The 25,243-nt window shown below is 62.1% G+C and carries 20 protein-coding genes; 16 read left to right on the forward strand and 4 right to left on the reverse strand.

Annotated features, from left to right (window positions below; all coding sequences use genetic code 11):
• Nucleotides 1-27: 27 nt before the first annotated feature.
• Together pta and SJI03_RS17655 are read left to right on the forward strand one after the other, a co-directional pair.
• Nucleotides 28-1,029 carry a phosphate acetyltransferase gene (gene pta / locus SJI03_RS17650; RefSeq protein WP_099380825.1) on the forward strand — a complete coding sequence of 334 codons (1,002 nt, stop codon included), beginning with the start codon at nt 28-30 and terminating at the stop codon, nt 1,027-1,029.
• Nucleotides 1,019-1,792 carry a sulfite exporter TauE/SafE family protein gene (locus SJI03_RS17655; RefSeq protein WP_322428055.1) on the forward strand — a complete coding sequence of 258 codons (774 nt, stop codon included), beginning with the start codon at nt 1,019-1,021 and terminating at the stop codon, nt 1,790-1,792. Before pta ends, SJI03_RS17655 begins: the two co-directional genes overlap by 11 nt.
• Here the strand turns inward: SJI03_RS17655 and SJI03_RS17660 are convergent.
• A complete protein-coding gene (locus SJI03_RS17660) occupies nt 1,789-3,186 on the reverse strand; it encodes an RtcB family protein (protein WP_322428056.1) in 1,398 nt (465 codons plus the stop codon). The genes SJI03_RS17655 and SJI03_RS17660 overlap by 4 nt on opposite strands.
• 437 nt (nt 3,187-3,623) lie before the next feature.
• Between SJI03_RS17660 and SJI03_RS17665 the strand changes: the two genes are divergently transcribed.
• From SJI03_RS17665 to SJI03_RS17675, 3 genes are all read left to right on the forward strand, one after another.
• Nucleotides 3,624-4,511 (forward strand): RNA ligase family protein, encoded by an 888-nt coding sequence (locus SJI03_RS17665; RefSeq protein WP_322428057.1) that lies wholly within the window; start codon nt 3,624-3,626, stop codon nt 4,509-4,511.
• A complete protein-coding gene (locus SJI03_RS17670; protein WP_322428058.1) occupies nt 4,508-5,647 on the forward strand; it encodes an AAA family ATPase in 1,140 nt (379 codons plus the stop codon). The genes SJI03_RS17665 and SJI03_RS17670 overlap by 4 nt, the downstream gene beginning before the upstream one ends.
• A gap of 233 nt (nt 5,648-5,880) precedes the next feature.
• The gene (locus SJI03_RS17675) at nt 5,881-6,768 is read left to right on the forward strand and encodes an NAD(P)H-binding protein (RefSeq protein WP_322428059.1); all 888 of its coding nucleotides are present in this window, start codon (nt 5,881-5,883) and stop codon (nt 6,766-6,768) included.
• A 3-nt stretch (nt 6,769-6,771) separates the two neighbouring features.
• Here the strand turns inward: SJI03_RS17675 and SJI03_RS17680 are convergent, their stop codons facing one another.
• From SJI03_RS17680 to SJI03_RS17690, 3 genes are read right to left on the reverse strand one after another with little or no spacing between them, the layout of a single operon-like run.
• Nucleotides 6,772-8,502 (reverse strand): cobaltochelatase CobT-related protein, encoded by a 1,731-nt coding sequence (locus tag SJI03_RS17680; RefSeq protein ID WP_322428060.1) that lies wholly within the window; start codon nt 8,500-8,502, stop codon nt 6,772-6,774.
• Entirely contained in the window at nt 8,499-9,473 is a 975-nt protein-coding gene (locus SJI03_RS17685; protein WP_322428061.1) for an AAA family ATPase, read from the reverse strand. Before SJI03_RS17685 ends, SJI03_RS17680 begins: the two co-directional genes overlap by 4 nt.
• 40 nt (nt 9,474-9,513) lie before the next feature.
• Complete coding sequence (locus SJI03_RS17690; protein ID WP_374106449.1) at nt 9,514-10,362, reverse strand: IclR family transcriptional regulator; 849 nt, start codon at nt 10,360-10,362, stop codon at nt 9,514-9,516.
• 223 nt (nt 10,363-10,585) lie between these two features.
• Here SJI03_RS17690 and xsc point away from each other — a divergent pair, with 223 nt between their 5' ends.
• The 11 genes from xsc to SJI03_RS17745 all read left to right on the forward strand — a co-directional run bounded on the left by xsc (nt 10,586) and on the right by SJI03_RS17745 (nt 25,211).
• A complete protein-coding gene (xsc, locus tag SJI03_RS17695; RefSeq protein WP_322428155.1) occupies nt 10,586-12,394 on the forward strand; it encodes a sulfoacetaldehyde acetyltransferase in 1,809 nt (602 codons plus the stop codon).
• 194 nt (nt 12,395-12,588) lie between these two features.
• A complete protein-coding gene (locus SJI03_RS17700) occupies nt 12,589-13,008 on the forward strand; it encodes a nuclear transport factor 2 family protein (RefSeq protein ID WP_099380819.1) in 420 nt (139 codons plus the stop codon).
• A gap of 25 nt (nt 13,009-13,033) precedes the next feature.
• Entirely contained in the window at nt 13,034-14,473 is a 1,440-nt protein-coding gene (locus SJI03_RS17705) for an FAD-dependent oxidoreductase (RefSeq protein WP_322428062.1), read from the forward strand.
• Between the two features lie 119 nt (nt 14,474-14,592).
• Nucleotides 14,593-15,642, forward strand: coding sequence for a taurine ABC transporter substrate-binding protein (gene tauA / locus SJI03_RS17710; protein WP_416208761.1), 1,050 nt, complete (start codon nt 14,593-14,595; stop codon nt 15,640-15,642).
• An 84-nt stretch (nt 15,643-15,726) separates the two neighbouring features.
• Complete coding sequence (locus tag SJI03_RS17715) at nt 15,727-16,542, forward strand: taurine ABC transporter ATP-binding protein (protein ID WP_322428157.1); 816 nt, start codon at nt 15,727-15,729, stop codon at nt 16,540-16,542.
• A gap of 79 nt (nt 16,543-16,621) precedes the next feature.
• Entirely contained in the window at nt 16,622-17,416 is a 795-nt protein-coding gene (locus tag SJI03_RS17720; RefSeq protein ID WP_051959683.1) for an ABC transporter permease subunit, read from the forward strand.
• 279 nt (nt 17,417-17,695) lie between these two features.
• Nucleotides 17,696-19,123 (forward strand): amino acid permease, encoded by a 1,428-nt coding sequence (locus SJI03_RS17725; RefSeq protein WP_322428063.1) that lies wholly within the window; start codon nt 17,696-17,698, stop codon nt 19,121-19,123.
• Nucleotides 19,116-20,336 carry a molybdopterin-dependent oxidoreductase gene (locus tag SJI03_RS17730; RefSeq protein ID WP_322428064.1) on the forward strand — a complete coding sequence of 407 codons (1,221 nt, stop codon included), beginning with the start codon at nt 19,116-19,118 and terminating at the stop codon, nt 20,334-20,336. Before SJI03_RS17725 ends, SJI03_RS17730 begins: the two co-directional genes overlap by 8 nt.
• A 10-nt stretch (nt 20,337-20,346) precedes the next feature.
• Nucleotides 20,347-20,964: a c-type cytochrome gene (locus SJI03_RS17735; protein ID WP_322428065.1), complete on the forward strand. Its 618-nt coding sequence runs from the start codon at nt 20,347-20,349 to the stop codon at nt 20,962-20,964.
• A 299-nt stretch (nt 20,965-21,263) separates the two neighbouring features.
• Nucleotides 21,264-22,709, forward strand: a complete 1,446-nt coding sequence (locus tag SJI03_RS17740; protein ID WP_322428066.1) for a glycoside hydrolase family 19 protein — start codon at nt 21,264-21,266, stop codon at nt 22,707-22,709.
• A 102-nt stretch (nt 22,710-22,811) separates the two neighbouring features.
• Nucleotides 22,812-25,211, forward strand: a complete 2,400-nt coding sequence (locus SJI03_RS17745; RefSeq protein WP_322428067.1) for a chitinase C-terminal domain-containing protein — start codon at nt 22,812-22,814, stop codon at nt 25,209-25,211.
• Nucleotides 25,212-25,243 lie beyond the last annotated feature (32 nt).

A 25,243-nucleotide genomic window follows, 5' to 3' on the forward strand; every position in this document is an offset into this window, starting at 1 on the left:
GCATTTTTTTACCGAATTGGAGTCGCCATGAAAGCCCTGCACCGCATCATCGCGCAAGCCCGCGCCGTGCCGAAAAACATCGTCTTGTGCGAGGGCGACGACGTGCGCGTGCTGCAGGCGGCCGCGCGGGCGGCAAGCGAAGGCCTGGCGCACATCACCATCGTCGGCAAGCCGGCCGCCATCCTGGCGCTGGCGCGCGAACACGCGCTGGACCTGGACGCCGTGCGCCTGGTTGACCCGGAAATTTCCGACGAGTCGGAACACTACGCCCAGCAATTGTTTGTGCTGCGTCAAGCCAAGGGCATGACGGTGGAGCAGGCCAGAATCGCCGTGCAAGACCCGCTGTGCTATGCCAACCTGATGGTGCGCCTGGGCGATGCGGACGGTTGCGTGGCGGGGGCCGTGCACACGACGGCCGACGTGGTGCGCAGCGCCATCCAGATCATCGGCGTCGATCCGGCCTTCAAGCTCGTGTCCAGCTTTTTCCTGATGATGCTGTGCGAGCCTTTTCATAGCCTCAAGGGCGGCTTTATCTTTTCCGACTGCGCCCTCGTGGTCGACCCGAAAGCCGAGGAACTGGCCGACATCGCCATGGCCGCCGCCGATAGCGCGCAAGCCTTGCTGATGGAAGAGCCGCGCGTGGCCATGCTGTCGTTTTCCACCAGCGGCAGCGCCCACCACGCGGCCGTCGACAAGGTGCATGCGGCAACAGACCGGGTCAAGGCCCAGCGTCCGTTGCTGGCCATCGATGGCGACGTGCAGCTCGACGCGGCCATCGTGGCCGAGATTTCGCAGAGAAAAGTCAAGGATTCCGTCGTCAATGGCCGCGCGAATGTGCTGGTGTTCCCGAACCTGGACGCGGGCAATATCGGCTATAAACTGGCCGAGCGCATGGGCGGCGCCGTGGCCATCGGCCCCTTGCTGCAAGGCTTGAACAAGCCCGCCAACGATTTGTCGCGCGGCTGCAGCGCGATTGATGTGTATAACGTGATTGCGGTCACGTCCGTGCAGGCCCAGGGTGGCCGCTGAATTGTTCAGCCTGCCCGTGCTGGCGCTGCTGGGCGTGGTGGCGGCGGGCACGTATTTCCAGACCGTCACGGGCTTTGGCCTGGGCATGATCGTCATGGGAGTGGCAAGCGGCCTGGGCCTGGCGCCCGTGCCCGCGCTGGCGGCCCTCGTCAGTTTGTTGTCCTTGGCCAATTGCCTCGTGGCCTTGCCGGGCGCCTTGCACCACCTGGACTGGCGCGCCATCCGCGCGGCCAGCATCGGCTTGCTGCCAGCCATGGCGGCCGGCGTCTTGCTGTTGGGATACCTGGACCAGGCGTATGCGCCTGTCCTGAAACTGTTATTGGGCGCGGCCATCGTGTATGGCGGCGTCAGCATCCTGCTGCAGGCGCCGCCGGGACCGGGCGCGGCGGACAAGCGCAGTTTCTTCATCAGTGGCGTGTGCGGCGGCCTGTTCTCGGGCCTGTTTTCGCTGGCCGGGCCACCGCTCGTGTACCAGTTCTACCGCCAGGAAATGAGTTTAAAGACCATCCGTTACAGCCTGATTTTCCTGTTCGCCATCAGCGCGGGCGGGCGCTCGCTGATGGCGGGCAGCCAGGGCCAGCTCGATGCGAAAGTGCTACTTTTATGCATGCTGGCCCTGCCTGTGGGCGTGCTGGCCACGATGGCCGGCAAGCGCTACCCGCCGCCCATCGCCCAGCGCGGCATGCGCCGCATCGCGTTTGCCGTGCTGACTGTGATCGGCATTTCGCTGATGGCGGCGGCCGTGCCGCAATTGCTGCGCTAAGCCTTGAACGTCAATAAAGGTTTCAAGCGCGCCACCGATTGCAGCAAGCCCGCTTCCTCCTGCGCGGCGATGACGGGACCGATCTTTTTATACGCCATCGGCGCTTCCTCGACGCGACGCTCTTCGCGCAGGGTCACGCACTGGAATGCCATCTCGTCGCCGCCCACCGTGGGCCGCATGGCGCGCATGGCTTGGCGGCGGATGTTGCGCCCGGCGCCATGCGAGCATGACCACAGCCAGTCGGGATTGCCCATCCCCGTTGCCACGTAGGAATAGTCGCCCATGGAACCGGGGATCAGCGCCAAGTCGCCTGCGCGCGCGGGCGTGGCGCCCTTGCGGTGAATGTTCATGCCGTGCTCGCGCAGGATGACGTTGTGCGGCACGTCCACCACCAGGCGGGATTGATCCTGCGCAAACACCTGCGACAGGCTGTCGCGCACCAGTTCGGCCAATACCATGCGGTTGACCCAGGCGTAGCGCGACGCCACGCCCATGGCGTCCATGTATTCGCCGGCCAGTTCGCCCGTCAAGCCGTACAGGCCGGACTGCGGGTGGCGCACGCCTGCCGGCCACGCCTCTTTGGCGCGATCCATCCAGCGGCTGCCGACAAAAAAGCCCACGTCGCGGCTGCCGCTGTGGATCATGACGACCACTTCGCCCGGCACCAGCCCGTGCCGGTACGCGGCGTGACGGTCCATGACGGCATCGACCAGCTGGATTTCCACGAAATGGTTGCCCGATCCCGTGGTGCCCAGGCTGGGGTCGCGTATCACTTCGCGCGTGCCCACCAGCGCTTCGGGCGCATGGCGCAAGCCGCCGCCCAGTTCGCGCAGGGCGATGCAATCGTCGAGCTCGCGCAACAGGCGTTCCTTGTTGACGCGGGGCCACAAGCCCTCATTGTGCAAGCTGTCGATGAACGCTTCCGGCCCCACGTCGAACAGGGCGGCAAACGCCCTCGAGCGCAGCGGCACGTTGCGGCCATCTTCCAGCAGCACATGTTTGAGCTTGCTCAATAGCTGCGGCTTGCGCGCTTCGAACTGCGCCACGGTCAAGCCGGTCGTGATCAGGCGCATGCCGCAGGCGATGTCCGTGCCGGGAATGGCGGGGATCACCATGTCGGGACTGGTGGCGACGATGCTGCCCACGGGCGCAATGCTGCCAGGGTGAAAGTCGGGCGTGGCACAGGCCTTGCACACATGGCCATCCTGGCCCGGTACGGCGACGGCGGCAAACGCCATCAACTGGCGCACGGCTTTTTCCTCGAGGGGAAAGTTGTGGGGCAGCAGCACGGACGCCTGCGCGTGTGGATTGCTGAGTGTATAAATGCCGTCGGCATAGGCGACGGCGATGCCCTGGCGGCGCAGGGCTTTTTGTAATCTGGATATGGGAAACACGATTCTGCTCCGGAAATAACGAATGCACGGCCCTTTTGCAAGGGCCATGTTTGTTTTCCACGCAGCAGCGACAGGAAGTGCCGCCAGCTTAGCAAACTTCGTGCGGATTGCAAAGCGGGGGGGCGCGCAAGGGGGCGCTACAATACGCGTAGCCACTTGCAAAATAATCAAACAGCCTTTATATTCGCGGTTCTTTCTCGAACCTCTTCCTTATTGGAGCCAAAAGTGCCTCGCTACTTCGCCATCACCTGCTAACGCTGACGAAATGCTCTTTGCAGCATCGTTCGGCGCGTTGACGCCCCCGATTGCTGCGGCACTGTTTTTGTTCCATCCGCACACGTATCCAAGACTCTGCTCTTGATCGTCCACGCCCGAACACGTCGTCAGCACCTCTGACCCTGTATGGACACGCCCCGGTGAACGCGGCGTGGGACGCTATGTTTTTACAATCTTTACCCTTATTCAAATACCCGCGCACGCCGCACCTGGAAGGTTCGCGCCTGCAGGACGGCGACGACGGTTCCGACCAGATGCCTTTGAAAAAGCTGGCCGGCCAGTACGTCGTCATCGAGGAAAAAATCGATGGTGCCAACTCCGCCGTGTCGTTCAGCGATGCGGGCGAGGTGCTGCTGCAGTCGCGCGGCCATTACCTGGCGGGCGGCGGCAGCGAACGCCAGTTCAACCTGTTGAAACCGTGGGCGCATGCGCACGAACACGCCTTGCTGCATCTGCTGGAAGACCAGTTTGTGCTGTTTGGCGAATGGTCGTACAGCAAGCATTCCGTGTTTTACGACCGGCTGCCCCATTACTTCAACGAGTTCGACGTGTACTGCCGCCGCAGCCAGATGTTCTTGTCGACGGCGCGCCGCCACGCCATGCTGGCCGGCTCACCCGTGCTGTCGGTTCCCGTGTTGTATGCGGGATTGATGCCGACTTCGCCGAAACAGCTGTGGCTGCTGCTGCGCCATTCGCTGGCCAAGTCCCGTCTTTGGCGCGACACATTTGAACACGCGGTGGCGCGCGAACGCCTGCCGCTGGACCTGTGCTGGAAGCAGACGGACAAATCCGACCACGCGGAAGGCCTGTACCTGAAAGTGGAAGACGACGAGCAAGTGCTGGCGCGCTACAAGCTGGTGCGGCATGACTTTACGCAAACCATCCTCGACAGCGGCTCGCACCACAGCACGCGGCCCTTGATCCCGAACCAGCTGGCCGAGGGCGTCGACCTGTACGCGCCGCAGCCGCTGGTGACCTGGGAGAGCCTGGGCTTGCACACCTGCCGGTCGCTGGACGAACTGGCAACCTTTTCAAGGAGTACAAGATGAACTGGAAACAGTTACAACAACTGGTGCCGTCGGCGGGCCAGGCGCCCGATTTCGATGCCTGTCTGGCCGCCTTTCCCCAGCTGGAACTGGCGAAGACGACGCCGCAAAACCCCGTGTACCACGCGGAAGGCGATGTGTGGACGCATACGATGATGGTGGTGGAATCGCTGCTGGCCATGCCCGAGTACCAGCAAGCCCCACGGGCGGAACAGGAAATCGTGTTCCTGGCCGCCTTGCTGCACGACGTGGCCAAGTGCAGCACCACGGTGATCGATCCGGTGACGGGCGCCATCGGCCAGCCGGGCCACTCGCGCAAGGGCGCCCTCGATGCGCGCATCGCCTTGTGGGACGTGGACGTGCCGTTTGCCGCGCGCGAGGAAATCTGCCGCCTGATTAACGTACATCAAGTGCCCTTCTTTGCACTGGAAACGTCGCGGCGCGGCGTCACGCCGGAATTTACCGTGCGCGAGCTGTCGTGGCAAGTTGATATCCGCCTGCTGGCCATGCTGGCCGAAGCCGATATCCGCGGCCGCATCTGTCCCGATCCGCAGCGCATTTTGGATGCCATCGAGCTGTTCCGCGAACTGGCGCACGAGGAGGGCTGCTATGGCCAGCGGCGCGCCTTTGTCGACGACCATACGCGCGTGAAATATTTTCGCGGTGCCGAGGCGCATCCCGACTATCCCCTGTTCCAGGAAGCGGGTTCGCACGTGATCGTCATGTCGGGCTTGCCCGCGTCGGGCAAGAACACGTGGGTGGAGAAGCATCATCCGCGCCTGCCCGTCGTGTCGTTTGACGATGCGCGGACGGCCCTGGGCTTGAAGCACGGTAAAAACGAAGGGCAGGTGGGCGACTATGCGGAAGAGCGGGCGCGCGAACTGTTGCGCAAGGGCGAACCGTTCGTGTGGAACGCCACGCATCTGTCCAAGCTGATGCGCGAAAAGACGCTCAACCTGCTGTATAAATACCACGCGCAGGTGGAGCTCGTGTACCTGGAGCAGCCGCGCAAGGAATTACTGCGGCGCAATGGCCAGCGCGACACATCGCTCAGCAACAAGAAGCTGCAAGCGATGCTGTGGAACTGGGAAATCCCGCTGCCGATGGAAGCGCATGCCGTGCGTTACTGCGTCGACTAGACCATGCCAGGGCCATGCAACGCTCAAGCGCCGTCGAAAGCGCTTGACCGGGCGGGCGCCACGCGCCATGCTGGGCGCATGACACTTGTTTTCCCTTCTTTCCTGTAAGCCAGCCGCAGTGTCGCCCCGCAGGGGGCAGGCCGCTGCATGGCCATCTTTGATCTCATCACATCATCTGCGAGCGATGCCGCACCGGCATGGGGTGTGCCTGCGCTCGCCACAAGGAAAAGAACATGAAAACAATGCACCTCGCCGTCGCCGGCGCCTCCGGCCAATTGGGTTCCCTCGTCGTCAATGAACTCATCCAACTAAGGGCCAGCCGGCCCGATATGGTGCTCACGGCCATCACCCGCGCGCCGGAACGCCACGCAGCGTGGCAGGAACAGGGCATCGGCGTGCGCTTTGGCGACTTTGACCAGCCGCAGGGCCTGGCGGCAGCCTTTCACGGCGTCGAGCGCCTGTTGCTGATCAGCACGAATACCATCGACGGCACGGGGCGGCGGCTGGAACAGCACCGCCATGCCATCGAGGCGGCGCGCCAGGCTGGTGTCGGGCATATCGTCTACACCTCGTTCCTGCAGCCGGAAGAGGGCAAGCGGTCGCTGCTGAACGACGACCACCGGGCCACGGAAGCGTTGCTGAAAGAGAGCGGCATCGGCTACACGATCTTGCGCAATGCGTTTTACCAGGACTTGCTGCTGGTAGTGCTCGGCACCGCGGCCGTGGATGGCCAGTTGCGCACGGCCATGGGACAAGGCCATGTGTCGTACGTGGCGCGCGAGGATTGTGCGCATGCGGCTGCCGTGGCGCTATCGGATGGCTACCTTGGCAGCCGCATCCTGGACATTACCGGTCCTGCCGCCCTTGATGCGCAGGCGCTGGCCGCCATCGCCGCCCAGGTATTCGGCAGGTCCGTCAAGGTCGTGCCTCTCGATGCGGAAGAGCGCGTGCGCCATTTCATTGCCGGTGGCATGCCGGCGCCGATGGCGCAGATGCTGGCGGGCATCGAGCGCTGGCTGGCCACCGATGCGATGCACATCGTCAGTGACGACTATGGCGCGTTGACGGGCAGGCAGGCATCATCCGCGCAAGCCTTCCTGCAGGCACTTCCGCCGGCATAACGATTACTTTTTGCGTCCACCCAGCAACTCTGCGATCTCGCTGAACAGTTCATTGTTCAGCGAGGCGGGCAGGGTGGTGGCCAGGCTGCGGCTGTAGTAGGCGCCCAGGTCCAGGCCCAGTCCCAGGCCGCATATCTCGATGGCACCCTGCGCTTCGCGGCGCGCCACCACCTGTTTCAGATGTTGCGCCAGGTAAAACTCGTCGTTGGCCAGGTTCGTGGCTGTATCCATCGGGCAACCGTCGGAGACGACGAGCAGGATGCGCCGCCGTTCCGGGCGCGCCAGCATGCGGCTGCACGCCCAGTCCACGGCTTCGCCATCGACGCCTTCGCGGTACAGGTCCGCCTTCAGCAGCGCCGCGATGTCGGGCCGCGCGCGGCGCCAGCTCGTATCGCCATCCTTGAACACCATGTGTACGAGTTCATTCAAGCGGCCCGGATTCGCCGGAGAGCGGGCGCGCATCCAGTCGCGCTTGACTCGTCCCCCGTTCCATGCACCCGTCGTAAAACCCAGCAACTCCGTGGCGATGCCCGCCTGGTCCAGCGCGCGCAGCAGAATGTCGAGCAGCACGGCCACGGATTCCGCATGCGTTTTCATGGAGCCGGAGCAGTCGACAAGAAAGGTGACGAGGCAATCGGCCTGCGGCAGGAATTGTTCCTTGCGAAACAGCCTGCGCTCGGACGGTGAACTGATCAGTTGCGCCAGACGCCGGCCATCGATGTATCCCTCTTCTTCGCCGAAGGACCAGCCGTCGCGCTGGGGCACGGCCAGCAGTTGCGTGAAACGCCGCGCCAGGCGGGCCGTGTTGATGCCCAGGCTGGCGATGCGACCATCCATGCGTTCGCGGTAGTCGAGCAGCAGGGCGCGGCGCACGAGCTCGCCCGCTTTTTCCTCGCGGTCATATGCCGTGGAGTAAGTCTTGTAGCCGCCATCGCCATCGCTGAAGGCGCGGCTGTCGCCCAGTGGGGCGGCGTCTGGAATATTGTCGTTATCGCTGTCGAAATCGAGCAGCAGCTTGAAGGCTGCCTGCGCCTTGGCGTCGCCGGCATCGTCCTGCTGGCCATCCTGCGCCGCTTGCGCCTCTTTCAGCATGGCATGGACGGCGTGGGCGATGGCCAGTGCGTGGCGGGCAAAGGCCGCCTGGTCGGCACGGTGGCGGCGCAAGCCGGCCAGGTCGCCGCTCAGCTGCGACGACAGGGACCAGCGCGTCGCCTCGATAAAATCTTCCGTCTTTTCCAGCACGGGCCTGGCCGTCAGGCGTGACCAGCACATCTGGAACACTGTATACAAGAGCAAGCCCGATGCGCCTTCCGCCAGGCCGGAATCGTAGAACGCGTGCGACCAGGCAGTAAAACGGTGGCGCAGGTTGTGCACCACGCCGGCATGTTGATCGGGCGCAAGCGTTTCCACTCTTAACTGCTCCAGCAGCTCGAAGACGAGCCGTGCGACCGGCTCAGGCGGGCACAAGGACTTGTGCAGGGCCGCATCCGTATGCAGCAAACGCAGGGCCACGCTGTCGGCCGCGCCGCGCAGCGACGGCAAATCCTGCAGCGCCGCATCGGGCTGCAGATGGGCTGCATGGATGGGCAGCGGGCGGTGGCCGTCGTGCAGGCGCCGGCCGCGGTAGCGGATGGAGGCAACGCCGCTCAGGGCGCGGATGGCGCCCGCGCACAGTTCATCCGTTTCCTGCTGCTCGCGCGTGTAGGCGGCAGGAATGATGGCTTCAGTGCTCATGCCTGGCTCGCCAGCAATTCCTCATTGAAACAGCGCTGGTAATACTCGGCCACCATGGGGCGCTCGGCCTCGTCGCATTTGTTGAGGAAGGACAGGCGGAAGGCCAGGGCCGGGTCGCGGAAGATCTGGCAATTCTCCGCCCAGGTAATCACCGTGCGCGGCGACATCAGGCAGGCCAGGTCGCCCGCCGCATAGCCGTGGCGCGTGAGGCTGGCCACGGCCACCATGCTGCTCGCCAACTGGCGGCCCGCCTCGTCGTTCATGGCGGGGACTCTGGCCAGGACAATCTGCGTTTCCTCGTCCTGCGGCAAATAGTTCAGGGTGGCAACAATGTTCCAGCGGTCGATCTGCGCGTGGTTCAGCACTTGGGTGCCGTGGTACATGCCGTTCAGGTTGCCCAGGCCCACCGTATTCGAGGTGGCGAACAAACGGAAGTGGGGGTGGGGCGTGATGACCCGGTTCTGGTCGAGCAGGGTGAACTTGCCGTCGCGTTCCAGAATGCGCTGGATGACGAACATCACGTCGGGGCGGCCCGCGTCGTATTCATCGAAGATCAGGGCCACGGGCCTTTGCAACGACCAGGGCACGATGCCTTCCTGGAATTCCGTGACCTGCTGCTGTTCGCGCAGCACGATGGCGTCCTTGCCGACCAGATCCAGGCGGCTGATGTGGCCATCGAGGTTGACGCGCACGCAAGGCCAGTTCAGGCGCGCCGCCACTTGCTCGATATGCGTGGACTTGCCCGTGCCGTGCAAGCCCTGCACCATCACGCGGCGGTTATGCGTGAAGCCGGCCAGTATCGCCAAGGTGACATCCTTGTTGAAGCGGTAGGCTGGATCGATGTCGGGCACGTGCGGGTCGCGCTCGGTAAACACGGGCACGAGCAGGTCGCTGTCAATACTGAACAGGCTGCGCACGGACTGCAAGGTTTGCGCTGCGGCGGCGGGGGGATGTTGGCGTGAATCTGGCACCTTGTTCTCCTGTGAAGCCGCAGCATGGGTGCCGCAGCGGTTATGTGTGAGTTGCGGAATTACCGGTTTGCAATGCGTCGTCGTCCCCGCCCGTCGTCGGCATGGTTTCCGATTCGATGGCGGCCAGGGCTTGCGCGGCGCGCTGCAATGCAGGCAAGAAATGTAAAGCCTTGTCGTGCGTCAAACGGATGATGGGCGCCTGGATCGCCACGGCCAGGTTCGAGCGGCCGTTCGGGTTCGGCACCAGCACGGCCACGCACAGCAGGCCGGGCAGGAATTCCTCGTCGTCCAGCGCATAGCCGTTGCGGCGCACCAGTTCCAGTTCGCGTTCCAGCTTGACGGGGTCCGTTTCCGTCTTGTCCGTAAAGCGCGTCAATTCCATGTGGCCCAGCAGGCGGCGCCGTTGCACTGGCGTCATTTGCGCCAGGAACAATTTGCCGCTCGATGAGCAGTGGGCCGGCACCCGCGAACCGGGATGCAGGTAAAACCGCAGCGGCGCCGCCGTTTCCACCCTGTCCAGGTACACCACTTCGCTGCCGCTGAAGGCCGTCAAGTTGCAGCTTTCGCCCACTTCCTCGACCAGCTGGCGCAAGACCATGCGGCGGGCGCCATGGAAGGTGTTGTTAATCAAGAGGTTCGACGCCAGCCGGCGCAGGCGCACGCCCGTGCTGTAGTGGCGGCCATCGCTCTCGCGCTGCAGCACGCCCACGCTTTCCAGCTGTTGCAGCATGCGGTGCAGGGTGGGCTTGGGCAAGCCCGTTTCTTCCACCAGCGCTTGCAGCGACAGCAACTGGTCTTTCTCGGCAATCACTTCCAGCAAGGCAAACAAACGCATCGTGGGCGTGTCGCCTTCCAGTTTTTCCGGCTCAAGTTTTGGGGATGAAATCATGTCCATGGTGGCCTCGGTTGGGTATCTGAGTGTTACATCAGCTTATTTCATTTTCGAACTCAAATTGTACCGTTTCCTTGAAAATCTGTTTGACTTTTGCACGTCGAACGCTTAAATTGAATTGTATATCAAATTTCGGAACAAAATATACCGATTTTTGATAAATAAGTTGATCATTTCACTGCAGTTCATTACAACAGACCAGGAGACACCCATGAATGACATGACCGAGCAAAAAGCCGCCGCCGCAGCGGCTACCCCTACCGGCCCGCAAAAGATGACGCCTTCCGAAGCGTTCGTGGAAACCCTGGCCGCCAATGGCGTGACCGACATGTTCGGCATCATGGGCTCGGCCTTCATGGACCCGATGGATATCTTTGCGCCAGCCGGCATCCGTTTGATTCCCGTCGTGCACGAGCAGGGCGCCGGCCACATGGCCGATGGCTATGCCCGCGTCTCGGGCCGCCATGGCGTCGTTATCGGCCAGAACGGCCCCGGCATCAGCAATTGCGTCACGGCCATTGCCGCCGCCTACTGGGCGCACACCCCCGTCGTGATCATCACGCCGGAAACGGGCACGATGAGCATGGGCCTGGGCGGTTTCCAGGAAGCGAATCAGCTGCCGATGTTCGAAGAATTTACGAAATATCAAGGCCACGTCACCCATCCGGCCCGCATGGCCGAATACACGGGCCGCTGTTTTGACCGCGCCATGTCGGAAATGGGCCCGACACAATTGAATATCCCGCGCGACTATTTCTATGGCGAAATCAAGGCCGAGATTCCAAAGCCGAACCGTCTGGACCGCGGCGCCGGCGGCGAGCAAAGCCTCAACGATGCGGCCGAATTGCTGGCCAAGGCCAAGTTCCCCGTGATCATCTCGGGCGGCGGCGTCGTCATGGGCGAAGCGATAGAGGAATGCAAGGCGCTGGCCGAGCGCCTCGGCGCACCCGTCGTCAACAGCTACCTGCATAACGACTCGTTCCCCGCCAGCCATCCGCTGTGGTGCGGTCCGCTCGGCTACCAGGGTTCCAAGGCGGCCATGAAACTGATCGCCAAGGCCGACGTCGTCGTCGCCCTCGGTTCGCGCCTGGGGCCGTTCGGCACCTTGCCGCAGCATGGCATGGATTACTGGCCGAAGAACGCCAAGATCATCCAGATCGACGCGGACAACAAGATGCTGGGCCTGGTGAAAAAGATTTCGGTGGGCATTTGCGGCGACGCCAAGGCGGCCGCGAAAGCCATCCTGTCCCGCCTGGATGGCAAGACACTCGACTGCGATGCCACGCGCGACGAGCGCTATGCCACCGTGCAAGCCGAAAAAGCCGCATGGGAAGAGGAGTTGACCAACTGGACGCACGAGAAAGATGCGTACAGCCTGGACATGATTGAGGAACAGAAGAAAGAGCCGGGCAACTATCTGCATCCGCGCCAAGTGCTGCGCGAGCTGGAAAAAGCCATGCCGGAAGACGTGATGGTGTCGACCGACATCGGCAACATCAACTCGGTGGCGAACAGCTATCTGCGCTTTGAAAAGCCGCGCAGCTTCTTTGCGGCGATGAGCTTTGGCAACTGCGGCTATGCCTTCCCGACCATCATCGGCGCGAAAGTGGCTGCGCCGCACCGTCCGGCCGTGTCGTATGCGGGCGACGGCGCCTGGGGTATGAGCCTGATGGAAACGATGACCTGCGTGCGCCATAACATTCCCGTGACGGCCGTGGTGTTCCACAACCGCCAGTGGGGTGCGGAAAAGAAAAACCAGGTCGATTTCTACAACCGCCGCTTCGTCGCTGGCGAGCTCGACAACCAGAGCTTTGCCGAGATTGCGCGGGCCATGGGCGCCGAAGGCATCACGGTCGACAAGCTGGAAGACGTGGGTCCGGCCCTGAAGAAAGCGATCGACATGCAGATGAATGAAGGCAAGACGACCATCATCGAAATCATGTGCACGCGCGAACTGGGCGACCCGTTCCGCCGCGATGCGCTGAGCAAGCCGATCCGTCACCTGGACAAATATAAAGACTATGTTTAAGTAAGCCAGCCTGTGAGGATGGGCTGTGACCAAATTCTCACAGATTGTCACGAATACATCATAATTTCATTAAAGAATACAAGGCGTCCCGTTTTTTGGATTATTTGATTTGACAAGGCCATGCTTAAGGCTTAAATTCAATAAAAGACAAAAAACGGAACGTAGCGTATCAAAAACGATTTACGGAGATAGCCATGAACCACCCTGTACCGCACACCGACGCCGTCACCACCGACTTTCTGCAAGCGTTCGGCGATGCCTGGAACCGCCACGATATCGACGCCCTGATGGCGGCCATGGCCGATGACTGCGAATTCCACGCCGTGGCCGGCCCTGACTTGCTGGGCAAGAGTTTTATTGGCCGCGACGCCGTGCGCGCCGGCTTCGAGCTGGCCTGGCAAACCTTCCCTGACGCCGCCTGGCTTAATCCAGAACACTTCGTCAGCGGCGAGCGCGGCGTGACGGAATCGACGTTTGCCGGCACCAAGGCGGACGGCACGCGCATCGAAGCGCGCATGGTCGACATTTTTACTTTCCGCGATGGCAAGATCGCCGTGAAGAACGCTTTCCGCAAGGATCGCCCACCCGTCGCTACCGGCAACAAAGCCGCCTGAGCCAGCACGTTCACCGGGAATGATCATGAACAAACCTGTCGACACCCCATCTGACGTACTGGGCAACAGCACCGCTGCCCGCACGCCCTACGATCCCGCCTTCGATCCGCTGGTGGCCCAGCGCCCCGGCCACGGCAATGCCTACGCGCCCACCTACTGGATCGGCACGGCCGGCGAACCGCCCGCCGATGACGGCCCCATCACGCATGACATCGACGTCGACGTGGCCATCATCGGCTCGGGTTTTACCGGCCTCTCCTGCGCCATCTTCCTGGCCCAGGAACACGGCATCAAGGCCACCGTGCTAGAAGCGAACCGCGTCAGCTGGGGCTGCAGCACGCGCAATGGCGGCCAGGCGCAATGCACGACGGGCCGCCTGAAGCGCTCGCAGTGGATAGACCGCTATGGGCTGGACACGGCCCTGAAACTGCACACGGAAGTGTGCGACGCGATGGAAACGTTCAAGAAGATCACGGCCGATATCGATTGCGACCCGCAGCCGGGCGGCCACCTGTACATCGCCCACAAGGCGAAAGCCATGCCCGCGCTGGAAAAAGAAGCCAAGATCATGCGCGAGATCTTCAAGTATGACGCGCGCATCCTCAACGCCGATACCGTCAAGCGCGAATTCGTCGACGATAAGGAAGCGGCCGGCGCGCTGCACGAGCCGGAAGGCATCGGCATCCACGCGGGCAAGCTGGCGTTCGGCTACCTGCGCAAGGCGCGCGCGCTGGGCGCCAAAGTGCACCCGTCGAGCCCGGTGATGGGCTGGGAAACGCGTAATGGCGTGCATTACCTGCAAACGCCAGGCGGCGTGGTGCGTGCCCGTGCCGTGGCCGTGGCCACGGGCGGCTACACCTCGCCGCACCTGCACCCGCAAGTGAAAAACCGCCTGCTGCCGATTCTGTCGAACTCGCTCGTCACGCGTCCGTTGACCCCGGCGGAAATCGCGGCGTGCAATTTCCGCACCCACCAAGTGATCACGGATACGCGCATCCTGCGCCACTACTACCGCTTGATGCCGGACAACCGCGTGCAGATCGGCAGCCGCAGTGCCATCACGGGCGCCGACGCGCCGGACGAGAAATACAAACAGTTTTTGATCAACGATCTGCACCGCAAGTTCCCCGCGCTGACCGGGATCGGCATCGATTATTCGTGGTGGGGCTGGGTCGACGTCAGCCACGACATGATGCCGCGCATCGTGCAACCGGACCCGAAGCAATCGATCTTCTATTCGCTCGGTTACGGCGGCAACGGCGTCATGTACTCGGCGCAGGCGGGCCGGCGCATGGCCGAGCGCATCGCGGGCAAGGCCAGCGACACGGGCTTGCCGATCTTCAATTCCAAATTGCCATATCCCAACATGATGGAACTGGTCGAATCGCAAGCCTTCGCCCCGTTCCGTCGCCTGGGCCAGCGCTTCCTGTACCGCTGGTATCACTTGAAGGATGAAGTGTTTTAAATAGCAGTAGCCGTACCAAGCCGCCGTATGGTTGACAAAGAGCAACCAGCGGCGCCTGTTCCGCAAGGAGCAGATATTGCCCGAACGTTCACACATAACAATAAATCTTGGAGTGAGACATGAACACAAATACGAGCAAAACGGTTTTTTCAACGATGCGCCGCGCCGTCCTCGGCACCCTGGTGCTGGGCGTAGTGGCGGCCTCCAGCGGTACCGCCTTTGCGCAAGGCAAGGAAGTGACGATTGCCTACCAGGAAATCAACGGTCCCTTCCTGGTGGCCATCGCCAGCGGCGAAGTGGAAAAAACCACCGGCTATAAAATCAACTGGCGCAAGTTCGATTCGGGCGCCAAGGTAGCCACCGGCATGGCGTCCGGCGACGTGCAGATCGGCGTCATCGGTTCCAGCCCTCTGACGGCGGCCGTCAGCCGCGGTGTCGACCTGCAGCTGTTCTGGATCATCGACGACATCAACGAAGCCGAAGCGATGGTGGCCCGCAATGGCGCCGGCATCACCAAGCCGACCGACTTGCGCGGCAAGAAAATCGCCGTACCTTTTGTTTCCACCACGCACTTCCACACCATGTTCGCGTTGGAAACGTGGGGCATCAAGCCCACGGAAGTGAAATTGCTGAACATGCAGCCGAACCAGATCGCCGCGGCCTGGGAACGGGGCGATATCGATGCCGCCTTCGTGTGGGATCCGGCATTGAGCAAGCTCAAGCAAAACGGCAAGGTGCTCGTCACCTCTGGCGAACTGAGCAAGAAGGGCAAGGCCACGTTTGACGGCATGGCCGTCGAGCGCGCCTGGGGCGAGGCGAATGCCGACTTCATGGCCAAGTTCGTCAAGGTGATGGCCGCTGCCGACGCCGACTACCGCGCCAATCCGAAAGCGTGGACCATTGATTCCCCGCAAGTGAAAGCCAACGTCAAGCATTCGGGCGCGGCCGCCAAGGACGTGGCCGCTTCAGTGGCGCTGTACGCCTATCCATCGTTGCAGGAGCAAGCGTCGCCGGCCTGGCTCGGCGGTGGCGCGAAGGGCGGCGTGGCGCAAGCTTTGCTGGCCACGGCGCAATTTCTGAAGGGCGAAGGCAAGATCGACACCCTGGCAACAGATTACGCCAAGTATGTGACACCCAAGTATGCACAGGCCGCCGGCCTGCTGAAGTAAACGTTGTGCGATGGCGCGCCTGCGGGCGCGCTGACTGAACAGAATGCGTTGAACTGAAGTGACTACACCTATGCGGGGCACATGATGGAAAATCTCTACGTCAAGGATGTCAGCGTGATTTATCCGGGCAAGACGGCCGGTGAACGCGTACATGCCTTAAATAATATCAATCTCACCATCAATAGCGGCGACTTCGTCGTCGCGCTGGGCGCCTCGGGTTGCGGCAAGACAACCTTGCTCAGTCTGATGGCGGGCTTTATCGCCCCGTCCAAGGGCGAGATTATGCTCGGAGACAATAAAGTGGAAGGGCCGGGTGCCGACCGTGGCGTCGTATTCCAGAAGCATGCCTTGCTGCCATGGCTGAACGTGATGGAAAACGTGGAGTTCGGCTTGAAACTGCAAGGCGTGGTTAAGGCCGTGCGGCGCGAACAGGCGGCCAAGAACCTGGCGCTGGTCGGCTTGAAGGACTTTCACGACAATATGATTTATCAATTGTCGGGCGGTATGCAGCAAAGGGTGGGCATCGCCCGCGCCCTGACCAGCAATCCCGCCATGCTGCTGATGGATGAACCGATGGCGGCGCTCGACGCGTTGACGCGCGAAACCATCCAGGAGTTGCTGCTCGATATCTGGGCCAAGTCCAGCACCATGTTCTTCTTCATTACCCACAGCGTCGACGAGGCGCTGTTCCTGGCGAACCGGCTGATCGTCATGTCGCCCCGTCCGGGCCGCATCACGCACACGTATGAACTCGATTTCAACAAGCGCTTCCTCGAATGCCGCGATGCGCGCGCCGTGAAATCGAGTCCGGACTTCATCAAGATGCGCGAAACGGTGCTCAACATCATTTATGGCGACGAACGCGCCGTCAATAAAGAGCTGGAGGTGTCCCATGCATAGCCCATCCGTCGTGGGATTTCCTCCCACCACCGCCAAGCGCGCCGGTTTCTTTGGCCGCCTGTTCGCTCCCCGCTGCGCCATGCCCGGCGAAGCGTTCGGCGCGCCGGGGCAGGGCAATTCCAGCCGCATTGCTACCGTCACCGTCATCGCCGTGCTCTTGCTGTGGTTTGGCGTGACGGCCAGCGGCATGGTCAAACCGCTGTTTTTACCGTCGCCGCAAGCCGTGTATGAAAAATTCATCATGGCGGCCACGACCGGTTTCGGCGGCGCCACGCTGTGGGAACACACGGTCGCCAGTCTGGTGCGCGTGTTCGGTGCCTTTGGCTTGGCCTGCCTGTTCGCCATTCCCATCGGCGTGATGATGGGCGTCAATCGCGTGGCACGCGGCATCTTCGATCCCTTGATCGAGTTCTACCGTCCGCTGCCGCCGCTCGCCTACTTGCCACTGGTCATCATCTGGTTCGGCATCGGCGAGTTTTCGAAGGTCTACCTGATCTTCCTGGCCATCTTCGCGCCGATGGCGATTGCGGCCCGCGCCGGCGTCAGTTCCGTGTCGCTGGAGCAAATCCACGCGGCGTATTCGATGGGCGCCACCCGTTTCCAGGTGATCGTGCACGTGATTCTGCGCGCCGCGATTCCGGAAATCCTCACCGGCATGCGCATCGGCATCGGCGTGGGCTGGACCACCCTGGTGGCGGGTGAAATGGTGGCGGCCACGCGCGGCCTCGGCTACATGGTGCTGAGCGCTTCCGAGTTCCTGGCCAGCGACGTGGTGATCATGGGCATCATCGTGATCGGCTTCTTTGCTTTCCTGTTTGATTTGATGATGCGTTACCTCGAACGTACCCTCGTGCCATGGAAGGGCAAGGTGTAAGACGTTCCCGGGAGTGGCGCGCACGCCACAAGTGTTGCCGCCGCTCCCTTTTTTTTAGCAACCCTAACTGTACGTAACCTCCAGCGCGCTTGCCCCTTGGCTGCCGCGCCGGGCCGCTGCATTTCCAGATTGACTTATGGAATGCGGCCAACCAGACTGATTCACACGATGTATCGATGCTGCTTGACGGTGTTGCCTAAATAAAACAAAGCCGCGCGGCAAGAACAAGCCGCAGCAGGCAGGGCGCACCGGGCTTCAGAGATTTTCAGGAGACAAAACATGATTAGCGAATCGCATAACAGTACCGGCTTGCAGCACTCGCTCAAGCAACGCCACATGAGCATGATCGCCATCGGCGGCGTGATCGGCGCCGGCCTCTTTGTCGGCAGCGGCGTCATCGCCAAGGCCGCCGGCCCGGCCGCCATCCTTTCCTTCCTGCTCACGGGCGGCCTCGTCGTCCTGATCATGCGCATGCTGGGCGAGCTGGCTTCATCCCTGCCCGTGGTCGGCTCCTTCTACGAATATGCGCGTCTGGCCTTCGACGACAAGCCGAAGGTCTCGAAATTCCTCGGCTTCATGAGCGGCTGGATGTACTGGTATTTCTGGGTCGTCGTCGTGGCCCTGGAAGCCATCGCCGGCGCCAAGCTGGTCAACTTCTGGCTGCCGGACGTACCGTCGTGGGCTATCAGCCTGGTGCTGCTCGTCTCGATGACCGTGCTCAATCTGTTCTCCGTGAAAGCGTTCGGTGAATTCGAGTTCTGGTTCGCCTCGATCAAGGTCGTCGCCATCATCGTCTTCCTGTTTGTCGGCGCCCTGTTCATCACGGGTAGCTTGCCCAACAGCATTCCAACCCTGGGCTTTTTGACCAGCAACGGCGGCTTCATGCCGCATGGCTGGGGGCCTGTATTGAGTGGCGCCGTCGCCGCCACGGCCTTTTATTCGGGCGCCGAGATCGTCACCATCGCCGCCGCCGAAACGTCGGACCCGGCCAAGGCCATCGCCCGCGCCACCAATTCCGTCATCACGCGCGTGCTGATGTTTTATGTGGGATCCATGTTTGTTGTCGTCTGCATCGTGCCCTGGGATTCGCCGGCCATCGCCACGCCTTTCGTCAGCGCCCTGACCGTCATGAACATCCCGTACGCGGCCCACATCATGAACGCCATCATTTTGACGGCCGTGCTGTCTGCCCTGAATTCCAGCCTGTACGCTTCGTCGCGCATGATCTTTGCGCTGACGCGCCGCGGCGACGCCCCCACGGGCCTGGTCAAGCTGAGCAAGAACGGCGTGCCGATTCGCGCCATTTTGTTCAGCACCTTGTTCGCCTATTTCGCCATCGCCGTCTCGTATGTGTCAGCCGACCTGGTGTTCCCCTTCATCGTCAACTCCTACGGTATCCTGATCCTGTTCGTCTACCTGCTCATTGCGATATCTCAATTGCGCCTCCGTCGCCGGCTGGAACGCGAATGCCCGGAACGCATCAAGGTGCGCATGTGGCTGTTTCCCTACCTGACGTATTTCACCATCATCGCCATGCTGGTGATCCTGGGCGCCATGAGCGTGTCGTCCGATACGGAGCAGCGCGTGTCGTTCTGGTTCGGCCTGTTGAGCGTGGTCATCATGAGCGTCATGTACTACATCAAGAAACTGGTCAACGACGACCGCAACGGCGGCAACGAAGCCAAGGTGGAGCTCAAACATGTCTGATACGACCTTGTTGCCCGCAGGCCGGCGCCGCTTCCTGCGCACGACGGCCGCCCTGGGCGCCGCCGTCGTGGCCGGCCCAGCCTTGGCGGAGTCCGTCACTTTGCCGTTTGAAAACGGCGAGCGCGAGCTGGTGGCCTTCCCGCAAAAGCGTCCGCTGATCCTGCTGACCAGCCGTCCGCCCCAGCTGGAAACGCCGTTCAGCGTGTTCAATGAAGGCGCGATCACGCCCAACGACGCGTTTTTCGTGCGCTACCACTGGAGTGGCTTGCCCACCAGCATCGATGGTGGCAGCTACCGGCTGCGCATCGGCGGCCTTGTCAAAACGCCTTTGGAATTGTCGCTGGCGGAACTGAAACAGCTGGCCGCGCCCGTCGAGGTGGTGGCCGTGACGCAATGTTCGGGCAATAGCCGCGGCTTTTTCGCCCCGCGCGCGAATGGCGGGCAGCTGGGTAATGGCGCCATGGGCAATGCCCGCTGGACGGGCATCCCCCTGAAAACCGTGCTGGAAAAGGCCGGCATCGCGGCCAGCGCCGTGCAGGTCGCCTTTAATGGCCTGGAAACGCCGCCCGTGGGTGATGGCCCCGATTTTCAGAAAGCCTTGTCGGTCGAGCACATCATGGCCGGCGACGTCATGCTGGCCTGGGCCATGAATGGCGAAGACATTCCTTTCCTGAACGGCTATCCGCTGCGCCTGATCGTGCCCGGCTTCTATGGCACCTACTGGGTCAAGCACCTGAGCGACATCACCGTGCTCGACAAGCCCTTCGACGGCTTCTGGATGAGCACGGGCTACCGCATTCCCGACAACGGCTCCGGCTTCATCGAACCGGGCACGCCTGTGGGCAAGACGACGCCGATCAGCCGCCTCAACGTGCGCTCGTTCATTACCAGCGTGCAAGATGGTGCGCAAGTGAAAGCGGGGCGCGACCTGGCACTGCGCGGCATCGCTTTTGACGGCGGCCAGGGCATCAGCGAAGTGACCGTGTCGGTGGACGGCGGCCAGACGTGGCAGGAAGCGAAGCTGGGCAAGGATCTGGGGCGCTTTTCGTTCCGCGAGTGGACGCTGATGTTGAAGGCGCCGCGCAAGGGCAAGCATGTGCTGATGGTGCGCGCCGTCAACCGCATCGGCCAGAGCCAGCCCATGAAAGCCCTGTGGAATCCCATGGGTTATATGCGCAACGTGGTGGAAACCACGCGCATCCAGGCAGTCTGAGGAGAACCATATGAAGATATTACTTGCCGCGCTGGCACTGTCGGCGGCGGGCGGCGCGTGCGCGCTGGAAATCCATTTGCCACCGGAAACGGCGACTTATAAACCCAGCGAATTGCCCGGCTACCAGCTGGTGCAGCGCAACTGCATGACGTGCCACGCGGCCCAGTATGCATCGAGCCAGCCGCCCGCCTCGCCGCGCGCCTACTGGGAAGCGACCGTCAAGAAGATGAAAAAACCGTTTGGCGCGCAGTTTGATGATGCGGACATGCCGGCCATGGTCGATTACCTGGTGAAAACCTATGGTGCGGAACGGGGCGCCATCGTACCTGCCGCCGTTGCCAAACCCGTCGCAGCCGCAGCCGCTGTCCCGGCCGCCAGCGGCAAGGACGTGAAAACCTTGCTGGCGGCGAACGGCTGCATGGCTTGCCATGCGCTAGACCAGAAGGTGGTCGGCCCCGGCTTTGCGGAAGTGGCAGCCAGATACAAGGGCAAGGACAGTGTTGCTGCCGTGGCGGCCAACATCCGCAGCGGCGGCGCCGGCAAATGGGGCCCCGTGCCCATGCCGCCGTTCAGCCAGCTCAGTGCAGCGGATGCGGCGAGCCTGGCGAAGTACGTGCTGAACAGATAAGTTCGTCCCGGACGCGCGACAACCCTTAATACCACTTGCCGCCACCCATCTTGCGCGGTATTGCCCGCTGCCATTACGCAGCGGGCTTTTTTTTACGTCCGCCATTCGCCATTGCATCGCTTGCCAGCGCAGCGATCGCTACCACTGGTATTGTAAAAAACACCGTTATATAAAACCACTTGACTACCAATTTAGGGCGTCGCATTCTCTGTGCAGAAAGCCGACGCTTCGCTGTGCTTTCTTTACGTACAACATAAAAAGCTACTTCGATAGTTTTCGTATAACGTTCAGGAGACATTGTGAAGACACGGCAAATTAGCCGGCTGGCCTCGCCTTTGATGGCTGGCCTGCTGGGCAGCGCGCTGCTCGCTTGCGGCGGCAATTCCACCACCGAACCCCCATCGACCCTGCTGGCCGCCACGGCCGCCAGCGACAGTTGCGCGGCCTGGAGCGCCGCTGCCGTCTACACGGCGGGCCAGTGCGCCGTCTACGACGGCAAGGTGTACCGGGCCAAATGGTGGGTGCAGGGCACGGCGCCGAACAACGACCAGTGGGGGCCGTGGAGCCTTGATACGACCACTCCGACTCCCACCCCGACTCCAACACCCACCCCGACTCCAACGCCCACTCCGACACCGACTCCGACGCCAGGCGTGCCCACCAAGGCCCAGGCCGAGGCGAACGAGGCGGCGCTGACGAACAACGATTTCTTCCGCAAGGTCAAGGCCTCGATCCGCACCCTGGGCAATACGGCCGTCGAGGCCGTGCAGCCTGGCTTGGCCAGCAATCCGCTCAACGTCAAACGGGTCGAGCGCCTGCTGCCGGCGGCGAAGTGGGATTACTATTTTGCCGCGCACGACGCCAGCTACACGTATCAGCGCTTCCTGCAAGCCGTGGCCAAGTTCCCCGCCGTGTGCGACGACTACAGCGACGGACGCAATGCGGACGCCATCTGCCGCCACAGTCTGTCCACCATGTTCGCCCATTTTGTGCAGGAAACGGGCGACCATAACGCCAGCAGTCCGCTGCCGCAATGGCGCCAGGGCTTGAAGTATTTGCGCGAGCTGGGCTGCGACGAGACGGGCGCCGGTTGCGGCTACAACGTCGAGTGCGCCGATCCAGTCTTCAACAAGGTGTGGACCTGCGGCAAGAATGCCGACGGCAGCTTCAAAAAGTATTTTGGACGCGGCGCCAAGCAGCTGTCGTACAACTACAACTATGGGCCGTTTTCCCAAGCCATGCATGACGGCGATCAATCCGTGCTGCTGAAAAATCCGGACCTGGTGGCGTCGACCTGGCTGAACCTGGCCTCGGCCACGTTCTTCTTTGTCTATCCGCAACCGCCGAAGCCGTCGATGCTGCATGTGCTCGACGGCACGTGGGTGCCGAACGCGGCCGATACGACGGCGGGTGCGGGCAATAACTTCGCCACCACCATCATGATCATCAACGCCGAATGCGGGCAGGGCACGGAAAAGCAGGCCGCGCAAAACCGCATCGATTACTACAAACAATTTGCCGCCGACATGGGCTGGGATTATTCCGGCGAACAATTGTCTTGCGCCAACATGCAACGCTTCACCCCGGCCAGTTCCGCTTCCTACAACATCTATTGGGAAAAGAACTGGAGCGCCGGTGGCGACAACCAATGCCAGCTGGTCAGCTATCAAACCCCGTACAGCGCCTTGCTGGCCGGGAACTACGTGAAATGCGTGGAAGCCAACTGGAATGTGAAGTTGCAGTAGCAGCAAAAGCAGGAAAGCCGGCCAGGGATAACAGTTGACAAGAGCCCCTTCAGGGGCCTGCAACAGCTCTCGATGTAAAACCATAACGGAGACCAATACAATATGAAATCGAATGCATTATTGATGGCCCTGCTCAGCGGCGTGCTCGTCGCTTGCGGAGGCGGCGGCCAGGAAGGCACGCCCCCCACGCCGAACACCTTGCTCGCCGCCGTCGAAGCGTGCGCCGTCTGGGACGCCGCCACCGTCTACACGGGCGGCCAGTGCGTGCTGTACCAGGGCGTCACCTACAAGGCCAAGTGGTGGACGCAGGGCAATGTCCCCAGCGCCACGGACCAGTGGGGCCCATGGGCCGTGACGGATACACCGACGCCGACCCCAACACCGACGCCAACGCCAACGCCGACACCAACGCCAACGCCGACGCCGACGCCGACGCCGACACCAACGCCAACGCCGACACCAACGCCAACGCCGACACCGACACCAACACCAACGCCAACGCCAACCCCGACACCGACCCCGACCCCCACGGCTTGCCGCCCGGACGGCTTGATCTCGGCCGTGCCGAATGTGCCGTACTGCAAGGTGTACGATACGAATGGCCGCGAAGTGCTGAGCAATGGCTTGAACCGGCGCATCGTCGGCTATTTCGCCAGCTGGCGCACGGGCGTCGACGGCAGCCCGACTTACCTCGTGAATAACCTGCCGTGGGACAAGATTACCCACCTGAACTATGCGTTCGCCTCCGTCGATCCCGCCACGTCGAAAATCGCCATCGGCAGCGGCGCGGCCAATCCCGATACGGGCCTCACATGGCCGAACGTGCCGGCCGCCGCCATGGACGCGTCGCTGCCGTACAAGGGCCACTTCAACTTGCTGTCGCAATACAAGAAGAAGTATCCGGGCGTGAAACTGATGATTTCCGTGGGCGGCTGGGCCGGCAGCGGCGGCTTCTATACGGCCACGACGAACGCGGATGGCAGCATCAACACGGCCGGCATCAACACCCTGGCCGATTCCATGGTGGCCTTCGTGCGCCAGTACAACTTCTTCGATGGCGTCGATGTCGATTACGAACATCCGACCACCAACAATGAAGCGGGCAATCCGAACGATTTCGCCGTCTCGAAGCCGCGCCTGGCCGGCCTGATGACGAGCTACAACGTGCTGCTGAAAGTGCTGCGCCAGAAGCTCGACGAAGCGGCCGTGCAGGACAATAAATACTATCTGCTGACCATCGCCGGTTCCGCCTCGGGCTGGGTCTTGCGTGGCGAAGAAAACATGTCGGGATTGAATTATCTCGATTACGCCAGCCTGATGAGCTATGACTTGCATGGCGCTTGGAACCAGTATGTGGGACCGAACGCGGCGCTGTTTGACGATGGCAATGATGGCGAATTGCGCGCCGGTAACGCCTACCAGTTCCAGAACATCGGCTACCTGAACACGGACTGGGCCTACCGCTACTACCGTGGCGCCATGCAGGCGGGACGCATCAATATCGGCGTGCCGTTCTACACGCGGGGCTGGAAGGATGTGACGGGCGGCACGAACGGCCTGTGGGGCACGACGCCACTGATCAGTTCCACTGTCACCTGCGCCGGCACCAAGACCTGCGGCACGGGCGCCACTGGCATCGACAACGTCTGGTATGACCTGGACTCGCAGGGCAAACCCACGCCGGGCGGTGGCAACCCCATCTGGCATGCGCTGAACTTGCAGAACGGCATCGTTCCAAGCTACCTCGATGCGTATAAAGTCACGGACAAGGCGCTGGTGGGCAGCTATGTGCCGTATTACAGCAGTACCATGGTGGCGCCGTGGCTGTGGAATGCGACCAAGAAAGTGTTCATTTCCACGGAAACCACGCAATCGATCGCGGCCAAGGCCCAGTACATCGTCAACAACAATATCGGCGGCGTGATGATCTGGGAAATGGCGGGCGACTATGCCTGGGATGCCACGCGCAACAGCGGCAAGGGCGAGTACTTCATGGGTACCACCCTGACGGACGTGCTGTACCAGGCTTTCCGCACGGCTGGCGTGTATGGCAACAAGCGCGCCGAAATCGCCATGCCGGGCACGGCGGCCAACGTCAGCATCACCCTGGGCGGATGGAAGCTGGGCGACAACAACTTCCCCATCAATCCCGTGATGACGGTGAAGAACAACACCACGTCGACCCTGCCGGGCGGCACCGTGGTGGAGTTCGACTATCCCGTGTCGGCACCGTCGGACATGAGCGACCAGTCCGGCTTCGGCTTGACGGTGATCAATGCCGGCTACACGGGGCCGAACAATATCGGCGGCTTTACGAAGAACTACAACCGTGCCCGCTTTGCGATTCCCGCCTGGCAATCGCTGGCGCCGGGCGGCTCCGTGGCGCTGACCCTGAACTACCGCTTGCCGATCTCGGGACCGGCCAACTACACGGTCACCGTGGGCGGCACCAAGTATGCGTTGACGCAGGAGTATCCGGAACTGCCGGTGGCGCTGCCGTAAATTGGGGATGCCGAAAGTAAAAGGGCGGAACC

Origin of the sequence: Janthinobacterium sp. GMG1 (assembly GCF_034427795.1) — a bacterium.
In the GTDB taxonomy this organism is placed as follows: Bacteria; Pseudomonadota; Gammaproteobacteria; order Burkholderiales; family Burkholderiaceae_D; genus Janthinobacterium.

Bases quoted from the DNA above. Each gene is read 5' to 3' on its own strand.
- pta (WP_099380825.1), top strand. From the start codon at position 28: ATGAAAGCCCTGCACCGCATCATCGCGCAAGCCCGCGCCGTGCCGAAA.
- SJI03_RS17665 (WP_322428057.1), top strand. From the start codon at position 3,624: ATGTTTTTACAATCTTTACCCTTATTCAAATACCCGCGCACGCCGCAC.
- SJI03_RS17670 (WP_322428058.1), top strand. From the start codon at position 4,508: ATGAACTGGAAACAGTTACAACAACTGGTGCCGTCGGCGGGCCAGGCG.
- SJI03_RS17675 (WP_322428059.1), top strand. From the start codon at position 5,881: ATGAAAACAATGCACCTCGCCGTCGCCGGCGCCTCCGGCCAATTGGGT.
- SJI03_RS17680 (WP_322428060.1), bottom strand. From the start codon at position 8,502: ATGAGCACTGAAGCCATCATTCCTGCCGCCTACACGCGCGAGCAGCAG.
- SJI03_RS17690 (WP_374106449.1), bottom strand. From the start codon at position 10,362: ATGATTTCATCCCCAAAACTTGAGCCGGAAAAACTGGAAGGCGACACG.
- xsc (WP_322428155.1), top strand. From the start codon at position 10,586: ATGACCGAGCAAAAAGCCGCCGCCGCAGCGGCTACCCCTACCGGCCCG.
- SJI03_RS17700 (WP_099380819.1), top strand. From the start codon at position 12,589: ATGAACCACCCTGTACCGCACACCGACGCCGTCACCACCGACTTTCTG.
- SJI03_RS17705 (WP_322428062.1), top strand. From the start codon at position 13,034: ATGAACAAACCTGTCGACACCCCATCTGACGTACTGGGCAACAGCACC.
- tauA (WP_416208761.1), top strand. From the start codon at position 14,593: ATGAACACAAATACGAGCAAAACGGTTTTTTCAACGATGCGCCGCGCC.
- SJI03_RS17715 (WP_322428157.1), top strand. From the start codon at position 15,727: ATGGAAAATCTCTACGTCAAGGATGTCAGCGTGATTTATCCGGGCAAG.
- SJI03_RS17720 (WP_051959683.1), top strand. From the start codon at position 16,622: ATGCCCGGCGAAGCGTTCGGCGCGCCGGGGCAGGGCAATTCCAGCCGC.
- SJI03_RS17725 (WP_322428063.1), top strand. From the start codon at position 17,696: ATGATTAGCGAATCGCATAACAGTACCGGCTTGCAGCACTCGCTCAAG.
- SJI03_RS17730 (WP_322428064.1), top strand. From the start codon at position 19,116: ATGTCTGATACGACCTTGTTGCCCGCAGGCCGGCGCCGCTTCCTGCGC.
- SJI03_RS17735 (WP_322428065.1), top strand. From the start codon at position 20,347: ATGAAGATATTACTTGCCGCGCTGGCACTGTCGGCGGCGGGCGGCGCG.
- SJI03_RS17745 (WP_322428067.1), top strand. From the start codon at position 22,812: ATGAAATCGAATGCATTATTGATGGCCCTGCTCAGCGGCGTGCTCGTC.